Origin of the sequence: Olivibacter jilunii (assembly GCF_900607235.1) — a bacterium.
Lineage (GTDB): Bacteria > Bacteroidota > Bacteroidia > Sphingobacteriales > Sphingobacteriaceae > Olivibacter > Olivibacter oleidegradans.
Map to the genome: position 1 here is coordinate 516,273 of NZ_LR027850.1, position 21,791 is coordinate 538,063.

18 protein-coding genes are annotated in these 21,791 nt (G+C 41.2%); 4 read left to right on the top strand and 14 right to left on the bottom strand.

The window, feature by feature from the left end; translation table 11 throughout:
- Positions 1-77: 77 nt before the first annotated feature.
- The 9 genes from E0E36_RS13370 to pyrR all read right to left on the bottom strand — a co-directional run bounded on the left by E0E36_RS13370 (position 78) and on the right by pyrR (position 11,178).
- Positions 78-1,382: a bifunctional folylpolyglutamate synthase/dihydrofolate synthase gene (locus tag E0E36_RS13370; RefSeq protein ID WP_013665500.1), complete on the bottom strand. Its 1,305-nt coding sequence runs from the start codon at positions 1,380-1,382 to the stop codon at positions 78-80.
- An 18-nt stretch (positions 1,383-1,400) separates the two neighbouring features.
- Entirely contained in the window at positions 1,401-2,219 is an 819-nt protein-coding gene (locus tag E0E36_RS13375) for an energy transducer TonB (protein WP_130856379.1), read from the bottom strand.
- 23 nt (positions 2,220-2,242) lie between these two features.
- Positions 2,243-2,653, bottom strand: coding sequence for an ExbD/TolR family protein (locus E0E36_RS13380; RefSeq protein ID WP_013665502.1), 411 nt, complete (start codon positions 2,651-2,653; stop codon positions 2,243-2,245).
- Between the two features lie 87 nt (positions 2,654-2,740).
- Positions 2,741-3,442 (bottom strand): MotA/TolQ/ExbB proton channel family protein, encoded by a 702-nt coding sequence (locus E0E36_RS13385; RefSeq protein ID WP_013665503.1) that lies wholly within the window; start codon positions 3,440-3,442, stop codon positions 2,741-2,743.
- An 80-nt stretch (positions 3,443-3,522) separates the two neighbouring features.
- Positions 3,523-4,560, bottom strand: a complete 1,038-nt coding sequence (locus E0E36_RS13390) for an HU domain-containing protein (protein ID WP_130856380.1) — start codon at positions 4,558-4,560, stop codon at positions 3,523-3,525.
- Between the two features lie 42 nt (positions 4,561-4,602).
- Positions 4,603-6,321 carry a TonB-dependent receptor gene (locus tag E0E36_RS13395; RefSeq protein ID WP_242627209.1) on the bottom strand — a complete coding sequence of 573 codons (1,719 nt, stop codon included), beginning with the start codon at positions 6,319-6,321 and terminating at the stop codon, positions 4,603-4,605.
- A gap of 54 nt (positions 6,322-6,375) precedes the next feature.
- Complete coding sequence (locus tag E0E36_RS13400; RefSeq protein ID WP_130856382.1) at positions 6,376-9,522, bottom strand: tetratricopeptide repeat protein; 3,147 nt, start codon at positions 9,520-9,522, stop codon at positions 6,376-6,378.
- Between the two features lie 144 nt (positions 9,523-9,666).
- On the bottom strand, positions 9,667-10,605 hold the full coding sequence (locus tag E0E36_RS13405) for an aspartate carbamoyltransferase catalytic subunit (RefSeq protein WP_013665507.1): 939 nt from the start codon (positions 10,603-10,605) through the stop codon (positions 9,667-9,669).
- A gap of 21 nt (positions 10,606-10,626) precedes the next feature.
- A complete protein-coding gene (gene pyrR / locus E0E36_RS13410) occupies positions 10,627-11,178 on the bottom strand; it encodes a bifunctional pyr operon transcriptional regulator/uracil phosphoribosyltransferase PyrR (protein WP_130856383.1) in 552 nt (183 codons plus the stop codon).
- 287 nt (positions 11,179-11,465) lie between these two features.
- Here pyrR and E0E36_RS13415 point away from each other — a divergent pair, with 287 nt between their 5' ends.
- Positions 11,466-11,627, top strand: a complete 162-nt coding sequence (locus E0E36_RS13415) for a lmo0937 family membrane protein (protein ID WP_130856384.1) — start codon at positions 11,466-11,468, stop codon at positions 11,625-11,627.
- A gap of 10 nt (positions 11,628-11,637) precedes the next feature.
- On the opposite strand, the gene E0E36_RS13420 is transcribed toward E0E36_RS13415, so the two are convergent.
- The 5 genes from E0E36_RS13420 to E0E36_RS13440 all read right to left on the bottom strand — a co-directional run bounded on the left by E0E36_RS13420 (position 11,638) and on the right by E0E36_RS13440 (position 16,760).
- Entirely contained in the window at positions 11,638-12,057 is a 420-nt protein-coding gene (locus tag E0E36_RS13420) for a DUF983 domain-containing protein (protein ID WP_130856385.1), read from the bottom strand.
- A gap of 293 nt (positions 12,058-12,350) precedes the next feature.
- Positions 12,351-13,196 (bottom strand): KPN_02809 family neutral zinc metallopeptidase, encoded by an 846-nt coding sequence (gene ypfJ, locus E0E36_RS13425; protein ID WP_013665510.1) that lies wholly within the window; start codon positions 13,194-13,196, stop codon positions 12,351-12,353.
- 90 nt (positions 13,197-13,286) lie between these two features.
- Positions 13,287-13,613 (bottom strand): DUF3276 family protein, encoded by a 327-nt coding sequence (locus E0E36_RS13430; RefSeq protein WP_013665511.1) that lies wholly within the window; start codon positions 13,611-13,613, stop codon positions 13,287-13,289.
- 210 nt (positions 13,614-13,823) lie between these two features.
- The gene (locus E0E36_RS13435) at positions 13,824-14,039 is read right to left on the bottom strand and encodes a hypothetical protein (protein WP_013665512.1); all 216 of its coding nucleotides are present in this window, start codon (positions 14,037-14,039) and stop codon (positions 13,824-13,826) included.
- Positions 14,040-14,486: 447 nt separating this feature from the next.
- Entirely contained in the window at positions 14,487-16,760 is a 2,274-nt protein-coding gene (locus E0E36_RS13440; RefSeq protein WP_013665513.1) for an aconitate hydratase, read from the bottom strand.
- A gap of 634 nt (positions 16,761-17,394) precedes the next feature.
- Here E0E36_RS13440 and E0E36_RS13445 point away from each other — a divergent pair.
- The 3 genes from E0E36_RS13445 (at position 17,395) to E0E36_RS13455 (ending at position 21,782) form a co-directional block, all read left to right on the top strand.
- Complete coding sequence (locus tag E0E36_RS13445; RefSeq protein ID WP_130856386.1) at positions 17,395-18,348, top strand: acetyl-CoA carboxylase carboxyltransferase subunit alpha; 954 nt, start codon at positions 17,395-17,397, stop codon at positions 18,346-18,348.
- Positions 18,349-19,027: 679 nt separating this feature from the next.
- Positions 19,028-20,578 carry a glutamine-hydrolyzing GMP synthase gene (guaA, locus tag E0E36_RS13450; RefSeq protein WP_013665516.1) on the top strand — a complete coding sequence of 517 codons (1,551 nt, stop codon included), beginning with the start codon at positions 19,028-19,030 and terminating at the stop codon, positions 20,576-20,578.
- A complete protein-coding gene (locus E0E36_RS13455; RefSeq protein ID WP_013665517.1) occupies positions 20,535-21,782 on the top strand; it encodes an ABC transporter substrate-binding protein in 1,248 nt (415 codons plus the stop codon). The genes guaA and E0E36_RS13455 overlap by 44 nt, the downstream gene beginning before the upstream one ends.
- Positions 21,783-21,791: the final 9 nt, after the last annotated feature.

Below are 21,791 nucleotides of genomic sequence, written 5' to 3' on the forward strand. Positions count from 1 at the left end.
ATAAAGAGGTGTCAAAAAAGTGTTATTCGAACGTAGCACTTTTTTGACGCCATCTTATATTATTACCCTAACAAATTTCATTGAAAGAGTGGCAAGGCTTCTGCCACCACAAAGGTGCTTCCCCCGATAAAAATCAGATCTTCTTTTGACGCGATTTGTCCGGCAGTTTCTACAGCATGCTGTACACTATCATAGGCCTCCCCAACTAATCCATAATTAGCGGCTTGTGACTGCAAATCTATTGCCGGAAGAGCCCGTTGGAAAGCGGGGCTACAAAAGTAGAAATTGGCTTCCTTAGGAAGCAAGGTTAGCATGTGCTCAAGGTCCTTATCGCGCATTACTCCAATAACCATATGAAGTTTTTCAAAGGGTGTACGGGTAATATTTTTAATTACTTCTTTCCAGCCGTCCTCATTGTGTCCCGTATCGCATATCGTTAAGGGTTGTGCCGACAACCTCTGCCAGCGGCCCATCAAACCGGTAAGTTTTTGAACCCCTTCTAAACCATCGACTAGTTCGTTTTCGGAAACGGTGAAACCAATTTCCTTCAATATACGGATCGTGCTAAGAACACCAGGCAGATTTTTCTGTTGATAGCTTCCTCTTAAATCCAAACACAGCTCCAAGGTCTCAAACGGCTTTTCTTTTTCAGGTATTGCTTTTAGATATTGGAACTCGGTGTCCACTGCGATTTCATCTATTTTCCATTCATCACTGGCGAAGAAAATGGGTGCCACCAACTCTTGTGCTCGATTGATAAAAACGTGTTCTATAGCTTGTTGCCGCTCGCTGATAACAATGGGCGTATGACTTTTTATGATGCCGGCTTTTTCATAGGCAATTTCCGCTAGGCTATTCCCTAACATGTTCATATGATCATAACCGATGTTGGTAATCAAAGTAGCGATCGGGCTGATGATGTTTGTGGAATCTAACCGACCACCTAGGCCGGTTTCAATAACCGCAATATCAACATGCATATCAGCAAAATAACGAAAAGCCATGGCGACGGTAACCTCAAAAAAAGAAGGCTGTATCGTTTCGATCAACGATTGATTGTTTTTGACAAAATCGATTACGTAGGCCTGCGGTATCAATACCCCGTTAATTTTTATTCGCTCCCTGAAATCCAAAAGGTGAGGAGAGGTATATAAACCGGTTCTATATCCAGCTGTTTGTAAAACCGCTGCCAGCATATGTGAGCTGCTCCCTTTGCCATTAGTGCCTGCTATATGTACAGCTTTGAATGCTTTTTCCGGGTTTTCCAAGGCCGCACAAAGTGCGCGAATATTGGTTAGATCTTTCTTAAAAGCAGAAGAGCCGTCCCGTGTAAACATCGGAAGACGGCCGTATAGATAATCAATTACCTCAATATAGTTCATGATATGGAAAACGAGTGCTTACTTTACTTTAAAGTTGAACACTACAATACCCGATTGAAATTCAGGTCCTCCGTCGGTTGCATTTAACCGTGCATTTCTAACCGCCGCCTCACATTTTTCCCAAAGTGAAGCGTCTGACAAGGTGGTGCCCTTAGCACCTGCTCTCGCACGGGTTACTACGCCATTCCGATCTACTGTGATTTCTACCGCAATCCGACCGGAAAGCTGACCTTTATCTTCTATTTGCGGTCTTACTGCAAAAGATCTGTTGGGTAAGCCTACAAGGCCATTACCCGAGCCACCCTCACCGTAATTAGTGGCCATATTATTCCCTTGCAAACTACCTTGATTCCCAGGGGTCGATCCCGTACCATCGCCAACACCCACTCCTTTATTCTTCTTGCCGGTATAAAGGGCGTTGGGGTTAACGGTCGGTTTGCTTTCTTTCTTCTCCGGTGTAATGGTAGGTGTAGTAGAAGTCGGTTTTGCTTTCTCTTTAGTCACGACGGCGGGGGCATCCTCTACGTCTTGTGTAACCACTGTTTTATCATTGGTTTCTTGCGAGGCTACCGGTGTAGGTTCTTCATTTGGTACAACTTTATCAGGTTGTGTTTGATTAGCGTTGGGATCCATTGAAGGCTCATCCAAGCTCATATAATCATCGCCCATTCCTTCGTCGACGGTACCATAGTTCACAATTAACCCGCCGGTTCCAAACTCAACAGCTGGTTGGCTCAGCATCCAAAAAAAACTTAACAGCAGGAACGCAGCAAATACGCCTGCCGATATTGCGAAAGCTTTGGGGTAATTGTTGTCTTGTTTATGCTGATGATTCATCGCACACTCTCCGATTTAAATGCCTAACTCTTCTCTTTTGGTTCGGTGGCCAAAACAAGCTTTATTTTTAACTTATTGGCAATGTCCATCACCTGAATCACATCTTCAATTGCTACTGTTCTATCAACATATAAAAGCACGGTCAATTCCTGCCCTTCCTGTACATAACTTTGTAGGGTGGGCATCAATTGATCGAGCAATACTTGTTTTTTTTCTACAAAGTACTGCAAATCTTTATTAATTGACAAGCTTATGGTTCGTTTAGCTACCGACTGTTCTCCCGACTGTGACCTGGGCAACAAGAGTTTCACTACTTGAGGGTTGGCAACTGCCGAGGCCAATAAAAAGAATAGTAGCAAAAAGAACATGATATCGTTTAAGGCCGATGTGTGGACCTCTGCAGCTGGTCTATGGTGTCTTTTTCTTAAATTCATTGGAAATACATTTTTGAATTAATGGCCCTGAACATTACCGGTGCCTGAAAGTTTCAAATCTCAGTGGAAGTAATGCCAAAAACCAATTTAGCTGCCTGGTTCGTCCAATAGATCGATAAACTCAATGGCATCTGTTTCCATGCGAAGAATTAAACGGTCAACCATCATATTCAATATATGATACCCTACATAGGCAATAATACCGATAATGAGTCCGGATGCAGAAGTAATCATTTTTGTATATAAGCCTCCGGATACGGTGCCGATTTCAATTACTCCTTTTATGGAGACCTCATGGAAAATTGTAATCACCCCAATGATTGTACCAACAAAACCTAGCATTGGTGCAATACCTGCAATGATACCTAATATATTAATATTTTTCTCAAGTTTTGATACTTCCAGTTTACCGACGTTCTCAATCGCTCCTTCAATATCTTTAATGGGTCTACCGATACGGGTAAGCCCTTTTTGAAGCATGGCCCCTAAAGGTCCGTTACTATTCCTGCAAAGCGCCAATGCGGCCTCCAAACGGCCCGACATGATGTTCTGCTTGACCTGAATCATAAGATTCGAATCATAACGGGAAGCTTTTTTTATGGTCAAGTACCTTTCTATAAAAATTACCAAACCCAAGAAAGCGAGAATGGCGATAGGAATCATCACCCATCCTCCTTTAATAAGCAGGTCTAACAAACTTAAATCTTCAATCGGTGCAGTAGAAGGGCCCGGTGCGGTAAGCATCGAGTCCAATGTAGCGGGTGTGTCTGTAACTTGTAATAAAAACATGTTTTATAAATAATAATTTTGTTTTACACTGTTTGTTTAATATCGGTACCAAGATAAAATTTATTCCCGGCATTTATACACTAGGGATATATATATGCTTCTTTCGTTATCTCGTTCCTAACTTTTTCCAATTGCTCCTTTGCAGCCTCTTTAGTTGGATAGGACCCATAGCATATCTTTTTTCTATTATTGGGCATATTGCTTTCCAGGACAAATGCATTAATACCGATCGTTCTAAAATATTTTGCTTGTTCAATCGCTAATTTCATGGTTTTAAACGAGCCGATTACAATTGAAAACGGTTTTTCTTTTGATGCCTTTCGTACAAGCGGCTCTTTTTCCTCTTTAGATACACGCTGATTCAGCGAATCGGCTAAAGAGTCGGCCGGAAGGCCGGTTGTCGTTGTATCTGGTAGGTTAGTGGATGTGTCCTTTGCTGTGTTTGCTGAGCCATTCGTTGTATCTTTCAAGGCAACGTTAATTTCGTTTTGATGCGGCGGAATACCGGGCTCCTGACGCTTCCAGAATAAAAATGCAGCTAGCCCGATAGCGATAATGCCGGTTACTACCCAAAGCCAAACATTATTATTTGTTTCCCTTTGGTTCGCTACGGTCTCATAGCTAATTTCAGGCTGTTCCGGCTCAGTAGGAATCGCAGGTTCTTGTAGTATCGTATCGGGCTGTTCCTGTACAGCCGGTAATTCTTCCGGTAAAGACTCTTCTTTATAATCATCCACCGGCTGTAAGCCCCAAAACGATTGAAGTTCTTTTGAAACCAACGTATACGTTCCATCCATTTGCTTTAGATAACCTATTGGCTCTAACTTCGCTTCACCCTGTTCGTCAATATCAGTCAGCAAACGATTTACTGTTTTATCGACAACGTCAATTGCTTCCTCATTGGATAAGTGCATGGATTTAGCAACATAGTCAACTAGGTAATTATCGGTCGTTGCGTGAGGAATGAGCGAATAGCTGCTTGTAGGAGGCAAAAACTTTTCTAATTGCTCATCGTATCGAGCTGCAATGCGCGCTTTGGTGAAAACACCAATACCCGGTACCCCGACTTGTGGATGTATAAGTAAGAGTTGATGCAAGTATTGGCCTAAATTAAACATTCCTTCTTTCGTTTGAGTCGGCAAATTTAGAAAGCTTAACAATTAAAACGAAACGTTTACACCGCCTATTATATTAAAGCCTAAGCGTGGGTAGTATAAGAAGCGTTCGTAACCTTTGTTTAGTAAATTATTTCCCCTGACGTATACGCCAATCTGCTTTGTAGCGCGGTATTCCAATCCGGCACTAATATCAACAAACGATGGCATGGATACAGTAACAGGTGCATTTGGATCTGTACCGCTTACACCGGCATATTGCTGATAACTTTTAGCTTTCATCGCATCGTTGAAGAAAAGCTCGCCATCTATGTATACCTTTTTGCTGATATTGATCCGAGTATTAGCAGCGAGGCGCAATTTTGGAATATACCAAGCTTCAGCTTCATTTTCCAAATCATACTCGTTAAACAATAAATTACCGCCTAAGCTGACCGCTTCAGATACGCGGACGTTAATATCTCCTTCTAAACCAAAGACTTTATTCTTTTCTCCACGATCGTATATGATATCATATCTTGAAGGTGAATTAGGCTGAATAGCGTAAAAAGGCAGGTCGCTGATTTGTTTGTAAAAGACGCCAACTTTATAACCAAAGGTAGCGCCGGCATTGCCTTTTAATCCTCCAAAAACGTGCAGTTTTTCCAACATATTACGTACAACTAGGCTATTGCTTGTTGTGTCCAGGAAAGGGCTTTCCGTAAGAAAAGGGTTTTCATTAGCTAATGACCGGAATGAGGTTTTAACCACATCTCCCTTCACACCGGCATATATGCTCGCATATTCTGGCACTAAGGCGAAATCAAAGTCGACAGTTGGGAAAATATTGTTTCTATTCTCTTCCCCGCCAAATTCGCTCACTAAAGTAGCTCCCAAGGTCAATTTATAATTCTTTCCCTGAAAACGGATATAGGGATTCAAACGGGCGATATGATTTCCTAAGCTTAAGTCATTACTCTTGAGACTGGTAAAATCTCCCGAAACATTCGCCCCCACATTAAAAGCGTTAACTTTTTTGTTGATGTTGGCACTGAGGGCAAAGGAATTTTCTTTCGTTGAGAAAGCATTGCCGAACAGGTATCCATCTACTTTAAGCGAATAGCTTAACAACTCTTCGTTATCCTCATAATTACTATTCAATTCTCCTTTAAGGTAAAGGTCGTTATAATGCTGCTTCGTAGGGTCGGCGTTTAATTCCGGCTGAAGGGGAACAAAACCATAATATCGCGTTGCATAACGATTAAAGCCGATTTCTCCATTCAACGTTATTCTGTCTAAGATACTTCTTCCGAATAACCCGATTTTTTGCTCGCTAAAATTCTGCCCCTCGTAATCCGATCCTTTTTGACTGAGGTGTTTTGCAAAACCGCCTACTTGAAGTGCTTGATCTTCACCGTTACTAATGTAGACCTCCCCTAAGAGGGTGTTAAAGTTTCCGGCCCCTATTTTCGCGTAGTTATTGGTTAATATATCTGGTCGCATCGCAGGCAATTGTTGTATTTCTAAGCGATGTGTTCCCGTATTGATATCTAGTTTTCTGTCGAAAACGGAATAGTTAAGTTTAGATAGATATTTACGATTATTCGTGAGGTCGGGACTTTGTCTGATTTTTACCGCATCAGCCAAAATAGGTTTGTAGTCCCGAACAACTTCAATTTCCCCTAAATTTCCTTTGGCTTCCTCTTGCGGTACTTGCTCTTCTTCTTGCGCAAACGCAACGAAGGAACAAAAACCTAAGCCGATTAGTAATGTATATTTTAACATTGAAGAATTCAATATCATGGTATTTCGTTATTTAGATAGTATGAATGAACTTATTTATAAAGCTTGTTTCTCAACCGCGGATGAATCTAAAGTAGTACTGTCAGTTTCCGTACTGTCTACCGCAGTAGAATCGCTTTCTGTTTTTACACTATCTGTTACTTTCTTAGTATCTATTTTTTTTCCGGTTAATTTTTCTAAACGTTCTTTTGCTGTAGGAATGATATCATCTTTACCTTCGTAATTCTCGATAATACTCTGTAAAGTACTTTTCGCCTGGAATTCATCTTTTAGTTTTGTATAGCAGTCGGCTAATAAAATAAAGCTTTTCGCAACCCAGTAGTCATAAGACGGCATATTCTTAATTAAATCGAAAGCGGTTTCCTGAGCGGCTTTATATTCGCCAGCTTCATATTGTAACTTACCGATATTGTATTTTGCTTCTGCACCGACAATCGTTTGGCTGTTGGCTACCGCCTGATTTAATTCCTTTCGGGCAGTGCTTAAGTCGCCTTTTAACATATGCGCTTTTGCAGCATAAAGATCTGCTTTTGCCTTATCCTCAACAGAAGACTTTTCATATTCCTTCACATATCGCGCATACATAAGCGTATTGTCAAAGTCATGAATATTGAAATAGGCTACCATCAGGTTATTGATGGCAAAGTTATAGTGCGATTTATACTCAGCAGTAAGCTCTAATTTTTTCAGTGGTGCAATCGCCTCGTTATATTTCTTTTGATCAAGATATAAATTGGACACACTCAATAAGGTTCGTTCTGTGTAGGCACTTGTCCAATCGTTCAAAATAATGTTAAAGTCATGCAGAGCTTCTTGCGGATGCCCGGTTTTGTACAAACTTTCCGCGCGGATGAAACGTGCAAATTTTTCCTGTATCGGTTTCGGAAATTTATCGAAATAGGCATTCACTGCTTCAATAGCTGCTTGATAATCACCTCTGGAGAAGTAATTGTTTGCTACTTGAAAAGTAATATTGTCTTGTTCAGCCGTCGACAAATCACCAATGGCCGTTGTGCCGGCATAATCCAAGAATCCTTGCGCATCCCCTTTATCAATATAGATATTCTGTATCGACTTTAACGCCTGTTTTGCTTCTTCTGTTGTTGGATATTGTTCAACTACTCGTTGAAAGGTTCTGACCGCAGCGTCGTTGTTGTCACTATTGTACTGAACCAAACCAATGGTGACAAGTGCTCTCGGCACGTAGCTACTGCGTGGATATTTCTCAATCATATCCTGTAAACCTTGAATCGCTATTTCATTTTCTCCCTTAAGGAAAAAAGTATAGGGTATCTCAAAGTTTGCGTCGTCTGCATAGTTGGAATTGGGATATCGCGCCAATAAATCCGTCATAATACTGATCTTGCCATCGGCGTCGCCCTGTAGGCCCCTGATAATACCACTTTGAAACAAAGCATAATCCTGTGTTTTAGCTTTTGTACTCATGAGCTTATTGTACTGCTCCATCGCATTACCATAATCCTTCAACATAAAATATGAATCGCCTAAACGCGCAATGGCATCATTTCTTGTATTCAGCTCAATGGGCTCTCCACTATTTAGAAATTTAGCAAAATAGTTGGCAGAAGTACGATAATTATCGTTACGGAAGGCCGCATAAGCAAGTGCATAATTGGCGTAATTATAAACGTCTGTGTTTTTTGCTGCCGGATACTGCAGAAACTTGCTGAAATTTGTTGTGGCTTCACCGTATTTTCTGACTTCGTACATCGCTTCCGCTTTCCAATAGGTTGCTAAAGCTAGGAGTTCCGGATCGTATGGGTTCTGTTCAGAACGCATAAAGATCGAAATGGCATTTTCAAAAGCCCGCTCATTGTAATATTCCAAACCGCGGAAGTAAGTCACTTTTTGATAAGCGGCATTTGCCTCTTTGGTCCTTTTCGGAATGGATTCCAGGATATCCACTGCCGATCGATAATTCTTTGTACTCAATAAAACCTCTGCCAGCAACGTTTTCGCCTCGTCGAGGTTTTTAGAACGTGGGTAGGTTTTCAAGTACTCTTGGGTGGCGTCTAAGGCTACTTGGTGAAATTCCAGCTCATAAGACAACTTAGCGTAATTCAGCAGTCCCTGCTCTTTCATGGAAGGATCAAAATCAAGTTTCGATGCTCTGAAAAAAGCATTACGAGCACTCTCTTTGTTGCCTAATTTTAAAAAGGAATCCCCTAAAATGATCATTCCGCTTTGGAAATAAGCGTCCGGTTCCGTTAACTTTTCCAGTTCTTTAATAGCTTTCTCATAATTGCCATTCTTGTAGGCAATATATCCTATCTGATAATCATCTTGATTATTTTGGGTCTTCCCTTGATCTTGGGCTTGAAATTTGTCATAGTATTCTTTCGCCTTGGCTAAGTCGTTCTTGGCAAAGTAGGTGGCACCTACGATACGGAAGATCTCTGTTTCGTTCTCTTGTTTAGTTCTTTCTAAAATGGGCAGTATATAAGAAAGAACATCATCATAACGTTTGTCGAGGAAGTAGAGCGCCGCGATGTAGTATGGATAGCTGTTCTCGTATGCTTTTGATCCCTTTAAACGCTCAAATTCTTTTAATGCGATTTTATATTCCGCATCCAGGTAGGACAGATAAGCATAATAGTAGATGGAAGCCTCTTGATATTGGCCTCTTTCTTCCTTTAGGCGCTCAAATAAGGGTTTTGCTGCTTTATAATCTTCTGTCATAAAGAGCGAATAACCCAATTTGAAGCGATATTCGGTGTTTTCGGAACCGCTTAGATTTCCACCGTCTAATTTCTTGAACCATTCAATCGCTTTCGGATAATTCTTTTTTGCAAAATAGGATCGTCCTACCTGAAAGTAGGCCGCTTTCGTATTGGCACTTGTTGGATGATCTTTTATGAATTTTAGAAATAGGCCTTCGGCATCGTGATTGCCTAATTCAAGCGCACAAACCGCTTGATAAAAACGTGCATTTTCTTTCAGTAATGAAATTTGGTCACTTTCATCTTGTTGTATAGTCGTATTGGTACGAATGGTTTCAACTTTACCAAGCTGGTTATAAGCCGAAGCATATTTTCCCCTTTCGTACAGCTCCATACCTGTTTTATAAGCTTGGTTAAGAGATTGCCAAGCACTTTGTTGGGCGAGGGCACTGCTGGCGAAAAGACTAAGTGCTAGACTAATACGAGTGAATTTATTAAACATGTTGTTCAAATTCTTTTTATGCTAAATTAATGGGATGTTATGAAGTTTTGTACACTATTACTTAACAAATGTTAATAACCTCTTACTATAACGGCAATAATTGTGAAATAATGTGTACGATAAATATTTTTGATTGATGCTTCCTTAAACACGTTTTCCGGCAAGGAGGTACAATACAGCCATTCTCACTGCTACGCCATTTTGAACCTGATCCAGAATAATCGAATGTTGGCTGTCGGCCACATCACTTGTAATTTCTACACCACGATTAATCGGCCCGGGGTGCATGATGGTTATCTTTTTATCTAAGGATTCAAGTATCGTTTTATTCAAACCATACAGCATCGAATATTCTCTTAAAGAGGGGAAATAATTGATATCCTGACGCTCCAGCTGAATTCGTAACATATTGGCTACGTCGCACCAGTGAAGCGCCTTGAGCAGGTCATGCTCCACTTTAACGCCCAGCGAAGTAATATATTTAGGAATAAGCGTTGTAGGACCGCATACCAGTACTTCGGCCCCGAGCTTTTGTAAGCATAAAATATTGGAAAGGGCGACCCTTGAATGTAAGATATCGCCAATAATGGCTACTTTTTTTCCGGCAACATCGCCATATTGCTCTCTTATAGAAAACGCATCGAGCAAGGCTTGTGTTGGATGCTCGTGTGCTCCATCTCCTGCATTTATAATTTGGGCATCGACATGTTTACTTAAAAAAACGCCTGCACCGGGATAAGGGTGTCGCATAACAATCATATCTACCTTCATTGCCAAGATGTTATTTACCGTGTCAATGAGTGTTTCGCCTTTGCTGACTGAAGAAGAAGAAGCCGCAAAGTTGATGACATCTGCCGACAGACGTTTTTCGGCGAGCTCAAAGGACAGTCTGGTGCGTGTCGAGTTCTCAAAAAAGACATTGGCAATTGTAATATCACGTAATGAAGGTACCTTTTTGATTGGGCGGTTGATGACATCCTTAAAAGTGGCTGCTGTGTCCAATATCAGGTGGATATCTTCTGCGGACAAGTCTTTTATGCCTAATAAGTGTTTGGTGCTTAGCTGTTGTGCTGTTTCTGCCATTGTATATGCAATCAAAAATTTCTAATTGTTTTCTTCTGTTAGAAGGATGATTTGGTCTTGCGTGTCCGTTTCGTGCCAGTTAACAATGACCCGTTGCGAATTAATGGAATCCACTTGAATGCCAATATAGTCTGGCTGAATGGGCAGATGTCTTGAAAATCTGCGATCAACAAGTACCAGTAATTCCACCTTTTCAGGGCGGCCAAAAGCTTGTATGGCATCTAACGAAGATCGGATCGTCCGGCCTGTCCACAGTACATCGTCGATCAGGATGACTTTTTTGTTCTCGATCACAAAATTTATGTTTGTACTGTTAGGAACTAGCGGACCGTTTTCTTTGCGACGAAAATCATCCCGATAGAAAGTAATATCAAGCTCACCGAATAAAATGGAGTCGATCTGTAATATTCTTTGTAGTTCTTCCCGTATCCGTTTTGCCAAGTAAATGCCCCTCGGTTGGATACCGATGATCACTGAATTCTTGAAGTCATGATGATTTTCAATTAACTGTTGGCAAAGACGTTGAATGGTGATTTGAAACTTTAGACCACTTAATAATATAGATTGTTGCATTAGAAATCTGTTTGGTTGAGCGTATAAAACCTTGTTTTTTTCTTTTTCCCTGCTAATCCTCGTAATTGCCTCAAGCTAATGGAATTATTCTATTTTATTTGCAAAAATAGATAAAATTGGTCTCATATGCAATGACCGAAAGGCTGTTCGTCATTCAATGAACATAAAAACATAGTTGACGGTAAGGGAGAAATGAATGTGGATATGCGAATTGATTTATTGTGATGACCGATGCCGGAAAACAAAAGATATACTTAAATGGTTGTTCTTGTATTAGACAGGATATTATGAGAGCGTTATTTTATATTATTGCTATTATATTGTTGATTGGGTGGGCTTTGGGTACTTTTGTATATGCCGTGGGAAACTTGATTTACATACTATTGGTGCTTGCCATTGTCGCGCTTGTTTTAGGCTTGGCACGCAGGAATATTCGAAAAAGCCAATAGGTGCTGTTTTTTATGCAGGTGTCTGATCGTTTTTATTTCCTGATAAATCCGGTCTATATTTGAGCGTCGGATCTAACCAATACATTTGTATAATGCGCGAGTATCGATAGTTGAGAGGAGCCAAAAGCAAAATTCCCGGAATGATTATGCCAACATATAACCAGGGATTGTCGGATCCGCCGGATAAAATGAAAGTAGCTATTCCAAGCGTTACTATTTCTGCTACATTAAATACGTAGGTAACGTACATGGCTGTATAAAAGTAGCCTGGGTTGCGTTCAAAAGTTAAACCACAATGGCCGCATTCTTCATACATGGTATTGGAGAAAAAGCTCTTGAACATATTGCCCTGTCTACAACGTGGACATTTTCCTTTCAACATGGCAGGAAAGGCGGGAATAAACTTGCTTGAACGGCTATCTTGAGTCATGTAAATTGAACAATTTGATTTGCTGAATGTGTGATTTTAAATCGTAATTATCACCCTGACTGGTCGAGGCTATTCTCAAATGCGAGAAATATCCATGCGACCCTCCCGCAAACTTAGACAAATTTATTTTTATATGCATGAAAACGGTACGTATACAGGATAAATTTGCTTCTTACCTTCGCTGAGCTTGGTTCTCGTTGGCCACTAGTCTTTATAGAAGAAATAGATAGAATCAAAGTCCGACTTTAGTCTTAACCCCTTTTAAAAAAATGACATTTAGGGCGCGGGAAGCTCTACCGATCGTTATTAAAAGTATCTCCCTGGTTAACATCCCCTGTTTGATAACCTTTTTTAAACCAGTAAACTCTTTGCGCTGATGTCCCGTGTGTAAAAGCGTCGGGAACAATCTGACCCTGAGCCTGCATTTGAAGTTTATCATCTCCTATTGCATTGGCCGCTTGTAAGCCGGCCTCAATGTCACCTTCCTCGAGTAGCTGTTCTAACTTATTGGCATGATGTGCCCATACACCGGCTAAAAAATCCGCTTGTAGTTCTAGCTTAACGGATAATTTATTATACTCCTTCTCACTTAAACGGGTACGCATTTGTTGCACCTTATTCATTGTGCCATTCAAATGCTGTATATGATGGCCAACTTCATGGGCAATAACGTAGGCCATTGCAAATTCTCCCGGAGCACCGAACCGGTTTTTTAGTTCATCGTTGAAACTTAGGTCAATAAAGAGTTTTTGATCGGCAGGGCAGTAGAAAGGTCCCATGGCGGTCATGCCTGCGCCGCATTCAGTAGCAGTTTGGTCGCGGAACACGACTAAAGTAGGCGTTTGATAGGCAGCGCCTTCTTGCTCAAAAAGATGACTCCAGACATCTTCAGTGCTAGCTAAAACCGTCCTGACAAAGGATGTTAACTCTTTTTCTTCTTCACTGATTTCTACGGGTTGTTCCTGTTGCGGCGCAGCAGTTTGTAACTGTTGCAACACCTGTCCGGGATCACCTCCTAAAAAACTGACGATTAGCGCAATGACTATCGCCCCGATTCCGCCACCAACTGCTAAACCTCTTCCGGACATACCTCTTCGATCTTCGAAGTTGTCACTTTCTCTTCTGCCTTTCCAGCGCATAAATATATAAGATTAATGGTTATGCTTGGTAAACAAAAAAAGCCTCAAATGGTTGAGGCTCTTAATTGATTTTAGTCAATTAAGCAGTCTTTAGAACGAAAAATCGTCATCCTTTTTAGCGTCAGCTGTTATGCCATTTTCACTGAACTCATAACGTTTTTCAACTACTTCTTGATGGGCCTTAATATAGTCAACAGTTTCATTAAGTCCTTCGGCAAACTTTTCAAAGTCTTCTTTGTACAAGAAAATCTTATGTTTTACAAACACGCCGTCTTCCAGTCTTTTTTTACTTTCTGTAATGGTTACATAGTAATCATTCGATCTCGTGGCCTTCACGTCAAAAAAATAGGTGCGCTTTCCTGCTCTAACCTTTTTTGAAAAAACTTCTTCCCGTTCTTTGTTGTCAAAATCTCCCATTGTCAAATCTTTAAGTTTAAGTTCTCCGATTCGGTATAAATATAAATCAATATTTTCTAATAATGCAAATAGATTTTAACAATGGCTGAAAAAACTAGTTTATTAAAAGCTTCTTTTTTGAAAAAAAACGACCTGACAGCTCATTCTCGCTTTTTTTTCTCTTTTTTGGGGTCTAATAAAAAAATGAAAAAATATTATGCGTTTAAACGACTATTTATCCAATAAATAGTCAAAGCGATCGCCAAAGTCCTCATCATTTCGATGACTTTTAATCATGTCATCATCTAAATCTACACGGTAATTTCTAAATGGTATTTCCGCACCTAGACTTTTCAATAAAGTATAAAGCGAGTTTAGGTCAAATTCAGATCGCTGTAAACGTATCAAATATTGATTGTCAGTGATTTCAATTTTGAAGCTTTCCATGGTCATAAACGTGTTTTTACCAAAGTTTGGAATCACGTATGAGCTGTGGATTAATTTTATGTGAAATTTTAGTTAAAAGACGAGTCGTTAAGGAGGGAGCATGGGGAAGTGGTTGAGACGTTAAGTTGTTGAGTAGGAAAATAGTTAATTAGCCAATTAGCCGATAAGCCAATGTGATGTGGTTACCAGCAGCACTGGCAGTAGTAGATGCCCTACTTAAAACCTATAACTTAGAACTTATAACTTGGTAATAGCTGAAGCTTATTGCCTAGGGCTTACAGCTTGATAATTAGCCGATGAGCCAATTATTTGTAAGTGTTTGCTTTTTTCGGTACTCATGAGCATCCTACGGTCGGTTACCACTGAAAGCTGACAGCTGATATCCGAAAGCTAATCGCTTATAGCAAAAAAAATAAAGGTGCTCCCCAAAGAGCACCTTTATTTTTTTTAAGCCTGTTGAGCTTGATTCTTGCGAATAATATTCAAAGCACCACCGGCTTTGAACCACTCTATTTGCTGTGCATTGTACGTGTGATTCACCTGAATGCGATCCTCACTTCCGTCTGTATGATGCAATACAACAGTTAATTGTTTATCAGGTGTAAAATCAGTTAGACCGATAATATCAATCGTATCGTCCTCCTTGATTAAATCATAATCAGCAGGATTGTTGAAGGTTAATGCCAACATGCCCTGCTTTTTAAGATTTGTCTCATGAATACGGGCGAAGGATTTGACCAATATCACACGAACACCGAGATGACGAGGTTCCATGGCCGCGTGTTCTCTGGAAGAGCCTTCTCCATAGTTTTCGTCTCCTACAACGATTGTGTTTATTCCAGCCGCTTTGTAGGCACGTTGCGTCGCAGGAACTGGACCATATGACCCTGTTAACTGATTTTTAACATTATCAGCGGAGTCATTGAAATAGTTGATAGCCCCTATCAACATATTATTTGAAATATTGTCTAAGTGCCCACGGTATTTTAACCATGGTCCTGCCATTGAAATATGGTCCGTCGTACATTTACCTTTTGCTTTGATAAGCAGCTTTAAGCCGGTAAGGTCTGTACCTTCCCATGCTTTAAATGGTTCAAGCAGTTGTAAGCGATCTGATGTTGGACTTACGATTACCTGAACCTGGCTACCATCCTCGGCAGGGGCTTGATACCCGGCATCTTCAACAGCAAAACCTTTAACCGGTAGCTCAAGACCTTGTGGCTCGTCCAATTTAACTTGCTCACCTTTTTCGTTTGTCAGTGTGTCCGTTAAAGGATTGAACAATAGCGATCCTGATATGGCCAAAGCCGTCACAATTTCAGGGGAAGCTACAAAGGAATGCGTATTCGGATTCCCATCGGCGCGTTTCGCAAAGTTACGGTTGAAAGAAGTGATAATCGAGTTCCTTTCCTTCTTTTCGGCACCATGGCGAGCCCATTGACCAATACAAGGTCCGCAAGCGTTGGCCAAAACAACGCCGCCAATTTTATCGAAAGTTTCTAAGAAACCATCACGCTCAACGGTATAGCGAACTTGTTCCGAGCCTGGCGTAACCGTGTATTCTGATTTAGCAACTAAATTCTTCTCTACTGCTTGTTGTGCCAATGAAGCTGCGCGGCTGATGTCTTCGTAAGATGAGTTTGTACAAGAACCGATTAAGCCTACTTCCAATTTTTCGGGCCAACCGTTTTCTTTAACAGCAGTTGCAAATTTTGAAATAGGCCAAGCCAAATCAGGCGTGAAAGGACCGTTGATATGAGGCTCCAATTCGGAAAGGTTAATTTCAATTACCTGATCGAAATATTGTTCGGGATTTGCATACACCTCAGCGTCACCTGTAAGGTGTTCTTTAATGCCATTTGCTAAATCAGCTATATCGGCACGATCGGTACCACGTAAATAGGCCTCCGATTTTTCGTCATAACCAAAAATCGAGGTTGTAGCACCAATTTCTGCACCCATATTACAAATAGTGCCTTTACCCGTTGCCGATAAAGAACGCGCACCCTCTCCGAAATACTCCACAATGGCACCGGTTCCACCTTTTACAGTTAAAATGCCTGCAACTTTTAATATAACGTCTTTTGCTGCTGTCCAGCCACTTAATTTGCCGGTTAATTTTACACCGATCAGTTTAGGGAATTTTAGCTCCCAAGGGAGCCCGGCCATTACATCACAAGCATCAGCACCGCCGACGCCAATAGCAATCATACCTAAACCGCCCGCATTTGGTGTGTGTGAATCTGTTCCGATCATCATACCACCGGGAAACGCATAATTTTCTAATACGACCTGGTGAATGATACCTGCTCCCGGTTTCCAAAATCCGATACCATATTTATTTGACACCGAGGCTAAGAAATCATAAACCTCTTTGTTTTGATCGGTTGCTACTGCCAAATCAGTTTCTGCACCAACTTTGGCCTGGATTAAGTGATCACAATGTACAGTCGAAGGAACGGCTACTTGTGGCCGGCCAGCCTGCATAAATTGAAGTAAGGCCATCTGTGCTGTTGCATCCTGCATTGCTACACGATCCGGGGCAAAATCTACATAAGATTTTCCACGGCCATAAGCCTCATTTGCTTCACCATCCCAAAGATGGGCATATAAAATTTTCTCAGTTAAAGTAAGAGGTTTACCGACAACTTTGCGGGCTGCTGCTATACGGCTCTCGTAGCGTCCGTAAACCGCTTTGATCATTTCAATGTCAAATGCCATTTTATAAATGTTTTATTTGGATTTTACAATGCTTTAGGGGCTGTTGTGGAGCAACAAACCCAGCTAAATTGCTTTGCTGCACTCATTATCAGCTATTAAAGCGAGGCGAATTTACAAAAAAAAGAGATGAAATGCATATCTTTAGGACTTAAGGCCTTATTTGGAAATGTTCTAAACAGCGGTAAAGGTATAAGGTGTGAGGAGTAGGGTATAGGCTATAAACAATAAGCTGTAGCTATAGGTATGGGGTATCGGAAGTAAGGGGTAAAAGAGTGCTCCTGTCTTGATACCTGTGTCCTGATACTTATGTCTAAGCCAATGTGTGGGGTGGTTTTAAGTTCTAAGTAATAGGTTATAGGTATGGACTTAGGATAAACCAAAGAGGAGTAAGGGGTAAAAGAGTGCTCCTGTCTTGATACCTGTGTCCTGATACTTATGTCTAAGCGAAATACGTATGTCTAAGCCAAGGTGGGAGATAGTGACGAGAATAAAGCTGACCGCCGACTGCTGACCGCCTAATACCTAATACCTAATACCTAAAACCTAACAGCTAACACCTATTACCGCCCTACATTGAAAGAATTTTTAGGCTAATAAAAAAATATCCGTACCTTAGCAACCCCAAATTTTCTTTATGGAAACAACATTTGATTTTGAAAAGCCGATTGCTGATTTATTAATGCAAATTGAGAAGGTGAACCAAGTGGCTGAGAAGACAAAGGTGGATATGTCTGCCACGATCACCGAACTGCAAGGGAAATTAGAGGAAACCCGCAAGGAAATTTATAGCAATCTGAACGGCTGGCAAAAAGTGCAAATGGCACGTCATGCAGATCGACCGCAAACGCTTGATTATATTCAGATGATCTGTGAAGATTTTGTAGAATTACATGGTGACCGCAATGTGCGTGACGATAAGGCCATCGTTGGCGGCTTAGCGAAACTGGGCGGTCATTCCGTAATGATTATTGGTCATCAGAAAGGGAAAAACACCAAAGAACGTCAATTCCGTAACTTCGGTATGGCTAACCCGGAAGGATATCGGAAAGCTTTAAGGTTAATGCGCATGGCTGAAAAGTTTGGAAAACCAGTTATTACATTCGTTGATACCATGGGTGCCTATCCGGGTATTGAGGCCGAAGAGCGTGGGCAGGCTGAAGCGATTGCCAGAAACCTACTGGAAATGTCGGTTTTAAAGGTCCCTGTTATCTGTATTATTATAGGTGAAGGTGCTTCCGGTGGAGCGATCGGTATCGGTATAGGAGATAAAGTATATATGTTAGAGCACTCCTGGTATTCGGTTATATCGCCCGAGTCCTGCTCCTCCATATTGTGGCGAAGCTGGGATTATAAAGAAAAAGCTGCGGAGTGCTTAAAACTCACTGCGGAGAATATGTACAGCAATGGTCTTATTGACGGTATATTGCCTGAACCCTTAGGCGGTGCTCATCAAGACCCTGAGCAAATGGCAAACACAATAAAAGAACAGCTTATAAAAGATATCGTCGAACTAAATGATAGACAGATTGATACACTTGTGAATGACCGTATCGAGAAATTCTGTTCGATGGGAGTAATCGTAGAGTAATTTTGCCTTTTTACCAGCTAAACAACAGCCAGAGATTACCTTCGGTGAGCTTCCCGTTGGTCGGTTTCGCTTTAAAAGGAACATTTTTTTTAATGAACTTTTCTTGATAAAAGTTGAATAAACCGAAGAGTGGAACAATGAGCTCATGAACTCATCTGAAAACAAGCACGAGTGAATAAATCAAGGTAGTGTAGGCTACTTTGCAACTGATTGCAAAGCATCACTAGCGCGTATTGGAGGCGTTTCACTTCCTCAATCCGCTTAGATAGTGCAATATGAGCAGAAACTACACATGTTTTGCTGCTCGTTGCATGAGTATCCTCCAAGGCCGTTTTTCCCGTGCGCAAGGCTTATTAGGGCTAAAGAAATAATGCGTCCGGTTAAAAGCATCAACTGTTGGTTTCTGAAGATGTCGCCTAGGAAATTTGCGGTTTGCACGTTGATGCACTACCGTTGTAGCAAAGGTCCAAGCGACGAGTTTTTGCGTCACTTTTTGCGGAAACCACGAAGTAGCATGAGTACCTTTTAAAACAAACAATAACGAATAAAAGTGACTAAAAAAAACGTTCTTATAATATATACACCTTCATCCAAAGGTTAAAGGCGAATTCCTTAAGACTACAGCAAGCTTTTTGTTTTTTTGCCATAAAAAAGTAAACAAAATACCTAACTTTGGCCCATGCAAGAAAAAATTATTATTCTTGACTTTGGTTCGCAGTACACACAGTTGATCGCTCGCCGGGTCAGAGAGCTAAATGTATATTGTGAAATACATCCTTTCAACCATCTTCCAACATTTGACGAGTATGTAAAAGGTGTAATTTTGTCGGGCAGTCCTTCATCTGTTCGTCAGGATGATGCTCCACAAATCAACTTTAATCAATTTCACGGAAAAATTCCGCTATTAGGCGTTTGCTATGGAGCCCAGTATATCGCACAACATTCGGGAGGCGAAGTAACGCCTTCTGAAATCAGAGAATATGGGCGTGCAAACTTACTGTTCGTTAATCAAGAAAGTGCCCTGCTTAAAGGTATTCCTTTAGATTCTCAGGTATGGATGTCACACGGTGATACCATTAAATATGTGCCGGAGGGTTTCGAGATTATCGCGAGTACGGATAAAGTGCAGGTAGCGGCGTATCATATTAAGGATTCTAATACCTATGGTATTCAATTCCATCCCGAAGTGACCCATAGTTTAGACGGGAAAAAGTTGTTGGAGAATTTCGTGCTGAATATCTGTGGCTGCAGCCAGGACTGGACGCCGGATACTTTTATTGAAACAACAATTGCAGAGCTAAAAGATAAACTTCAAAATGACCATGTAATTTTAGCACTATCGGGAGGGGTAGACTCTTCCGTGGCAGCCGTGCTTTTACACCAGGCAATTGGAAAGAACCTGCACTGCATTTTTGTCGATAATGGTTTGCTTCGTAAAGACGAATTCGAACAAGTGCTCGATTCGTATAAACACATGGGATTAAACATCAAAGGTATCGATGCAAAAGCACTTTTCTATGATAAGTTGAAAGGGGTAACCGATCCCGAGAGAAAGCGAAAGATCATTGGCGGTGCCTTTATTGACGTGTTCGACAGTGCAGCGCACGAAGTGCAGCAAGAGCTGCCGGAAGGCGTGGAAGTGAAGTGGTTGGGGCAGGGAACTATTTATCCGGACGTCATTGAATCGGTATCCGTTAAAGGTCCTTCCGCCACCATTAAATCGCATCATAACGTAGGGGGCCTTCCCGATTTTATGAAACTGAAAGTGGTGGAGCCTTTAAATACCCTATTTAAGGATGAAGTGCGAAGGGTAGGAGCTGCCTTGGGAATCGATCCACTTATTTTAGGCCGCCATCCTTTTCCGGGACCTGGATTGGGCATACGAATCCTGGGCGAAATTACCGCCGAAAAAGTTAATATCTTACAGCAAGCCGATGCCATTTATATCAGAAACTTACGCGAGTCGGGCTGGTATAATAAAGTTTGGCAGGCTGGTGCTATCTTTTTGCCCGTGCAATCGGTAGGAGTAATGGGGGATGAGCGTACATATGAATACGTTATTGCGCTCAGAGCCGTTGGATCTTTGGATGGGATGACAGCAGACTGGATTCACCTTCCTTATGATCTTTTAGCAAAAATATCAAACGAAATTATTAATCACGTAAAAGGGATAAACCGAGTTGTTTATGATATTAGTTCAAAACCACCGGCTACCATTGAGTGGGAGTAAAATACTGGTTTTTGCACTGCTTTTGAGTGTGCTGGGAGCTTGTTCGCCTAAGGTCCTGAGACCGGGAGGCCGTAAGGAGACAAAAGAACCCACTAAGGAAACGCCGGACAAGAAAGTTAAAGATCGGGAGAAAGAGGCTGTGGAGAAGCGTGCACATTTCAATAATATTGCACTGTTACTACCTTTCCAGTTGGACAAAGTGATCGATTCTGTACCGAATAAACGGGATGTGGAGCGGTCTAGCTTAGCCTTGGATTTTTACCAGGGTTTCAAGTTAGGCTTGGATAACCTTACGTCAAGCGGCGATAATTTTAAACTTGATGTGTTGGACACGCGTGATAATGTTGCTGAGGTCAGAAAAATAGCGGTAGGGAAAAGCATAACAGAGGCCGCATTAGTTGTAGGCCCGGTCTTTCCAACTGAAATCAACGCTTTCAGTGATGTGGCGAATCTTAGCGGTAAATTGCAGATTTCACCCTTGGCGGCTCGTAGCCCCTCTCAATATCAGACAAACAAATTGGTAACGGTAACGCCTCCGATTGACATGCATGCGCAGACCTTGGCAAATTATATTGCCTCGGAATATGAAATCGGAGATCACGTAGTAATATTAAACAATATTGATGAGGATAGTGAAAAGCTCCTCGTTCCTCTTCGTGCAGCACTGGATAAAAAAGAGGTGAAATACAGCGAACTCAATGAATTAAGCGAGATAGAGGCTAGTTTAAATACCGTTGGAAAAAATATAGTTATAAATGCTTCGACTAACCAATTTTTTATTGCTCAGCTGTTGGCAAGTTTAAATAAGTTGAAAACGGAGAGTGCTTATGACATTTCACTTATCGGTCATCCCAACTGGAGTAAGCTGGATTTAAATCCGGAATATTTATCGGCACTTCGTACCTGTATAAGCTCTTCCTATTTTATTGATGAAAAAAAACCGGAAGTACAGCAGTTTAGAAAAGACTATTTTTCGCTCTTTAAAGTGATTCCTTCAGAATTTGCCTTTAAGGGATACGATACCGGCGTATTCTTCGGCCGCTTATTAGCTAAATATCCAACGGATTATGCCGAGAAGCTTGTCAAAGAGAAACATATGGGGGCCTCCATTGGCTTTGAATTCGTACATGATCCAGCGTTAGGTTACATCAATACCAGTGTACGTTTATTGCGCTTTAATGGCCAATTTTATAGACCCTTTTAGGAAAAATTA

Bases quoted from the DNA above. Each gene is read 5' to 3' on its own strand.
- E0E36_RS13370 (WP_013665500.1), bottom strand. From the start codon at position 1,382: ATGAACTATATTGAGGTAATTGATTATCTATACGGCCGTCTTCCGATG.
- E0E36_RS13375 (WP_130856379.1), bottom strand. From the start codon at position 2,219: ATGAATCATCAGCATAAACAAGACAACAATTACCCCAAAGCTTTCGCA.
- E0E36_RS13380 (WP_013665502.1), bottom strand. From the start codon at position 2,653: ATGAATTTAAGAAAAAGACACCATAGACCAGCTGCAGAGGTCCACACA.
- E0E36_RS13385 (WP_013665503.1), bottom strand. From the start codon at position 3,442: ATGTTTTTATTACAAGTTACAGACACACCCGCTACATTGGACTCGATG.
- E0E36_RS13390 (WP_130856380.1), bottom strand. From the start codon at position 4,560: ATGTTTAATTTAGGCCAATACTTGCATCAACTCTTACTTATACATCCA.
- E0E36_RS13395 (WP_242627209.1), bottom strand. From the start codon at position 6,321: ATGTTAAAATATACATTACTAATCGGCTTAGGTTTTTGTTCCTTCGTT.
- E0E36_RS13400 (WP_130856382.1), bottom strand. From the start codon at position 9,522: ATGTTTAATAAATTCACTCGTATTAGTCTAGCACTTAGTCTTTTCGCC.
- E0E36_RS13405 (WP_013665507.1), bottom strand. From the start codon at position 10,605: ATGGCAGAAACAGCACAACAGCTAAGCACCAAACACTTATTAGGCATA.
- pyrR (WP_130856383.1), bottom strand. From the start codon at position 11,178: ATGCAACAATCTATATTATTAAGTGGTCTAAAGTTTCAAATCACCATT.
- E0E36_RS13415 (WP_130856384.1), top strand. From the start codon at position 11,466: ATGAGAGCGTTATTTTATATTATTGCTATTATATTGTTGATTGGGTGG.
- E0E36_RS13420 (WP_130856385.1), bottom strand. From the start codon at position 12,057: ATGACTCAAGATAGCCGTTCAAGCAAGTTTATTCCCGCCTTTCCTGCC.
- ypfJ (WP_013665510.1), bottom strand. From the start codon at position 13,196: ATGCGCTGGAAAGGCAGAAGAGAAAGTGACAACTTCGAAGATCGAAGA.
- E0E36_RS13430 (WP_013665511.1), bottom strand. From the start codon at position 13,613: ATGGGAGATTTTGACAACAAAGAACGGGAAGAAGTTTTTTCAAAAAAG.
- E0E36_RS13435 (WP_013665512.1), bottom strand. From the start codon at position 14,039: ATGGAAAGCTTCAAAATTGAAATCACTGACAATCAATATTTGATACGT.
- E0E36_RS13440 (WP_013665513.1), bottom strand. From the start codon at position 16,760: ATGGCATTTGACATTGAAATGATCAAAGCGGTTTACGGACGCTACGAG.
- E0E36_RS13445 (WP_130856386.1), top strand. From the start codon at position 17,395: ATGGAAACAACATTTGATTTTGAAAAGCCGATTGCTGATTTATTAATG.
- guaA (WP_013665516.1), top strand. From the start codon at position 19,028: ATGCAAGAAAAAATTATTATTCTTGACTTTGGTTCGCAGTACACACAG.
- E0E36_RS13455 (WP_013665517.1), top strand. From the start codon at position 20,535: ATGATATTAGTTCAAAACCACCGGCTACCATTGAGTGGGAGTAAAATA.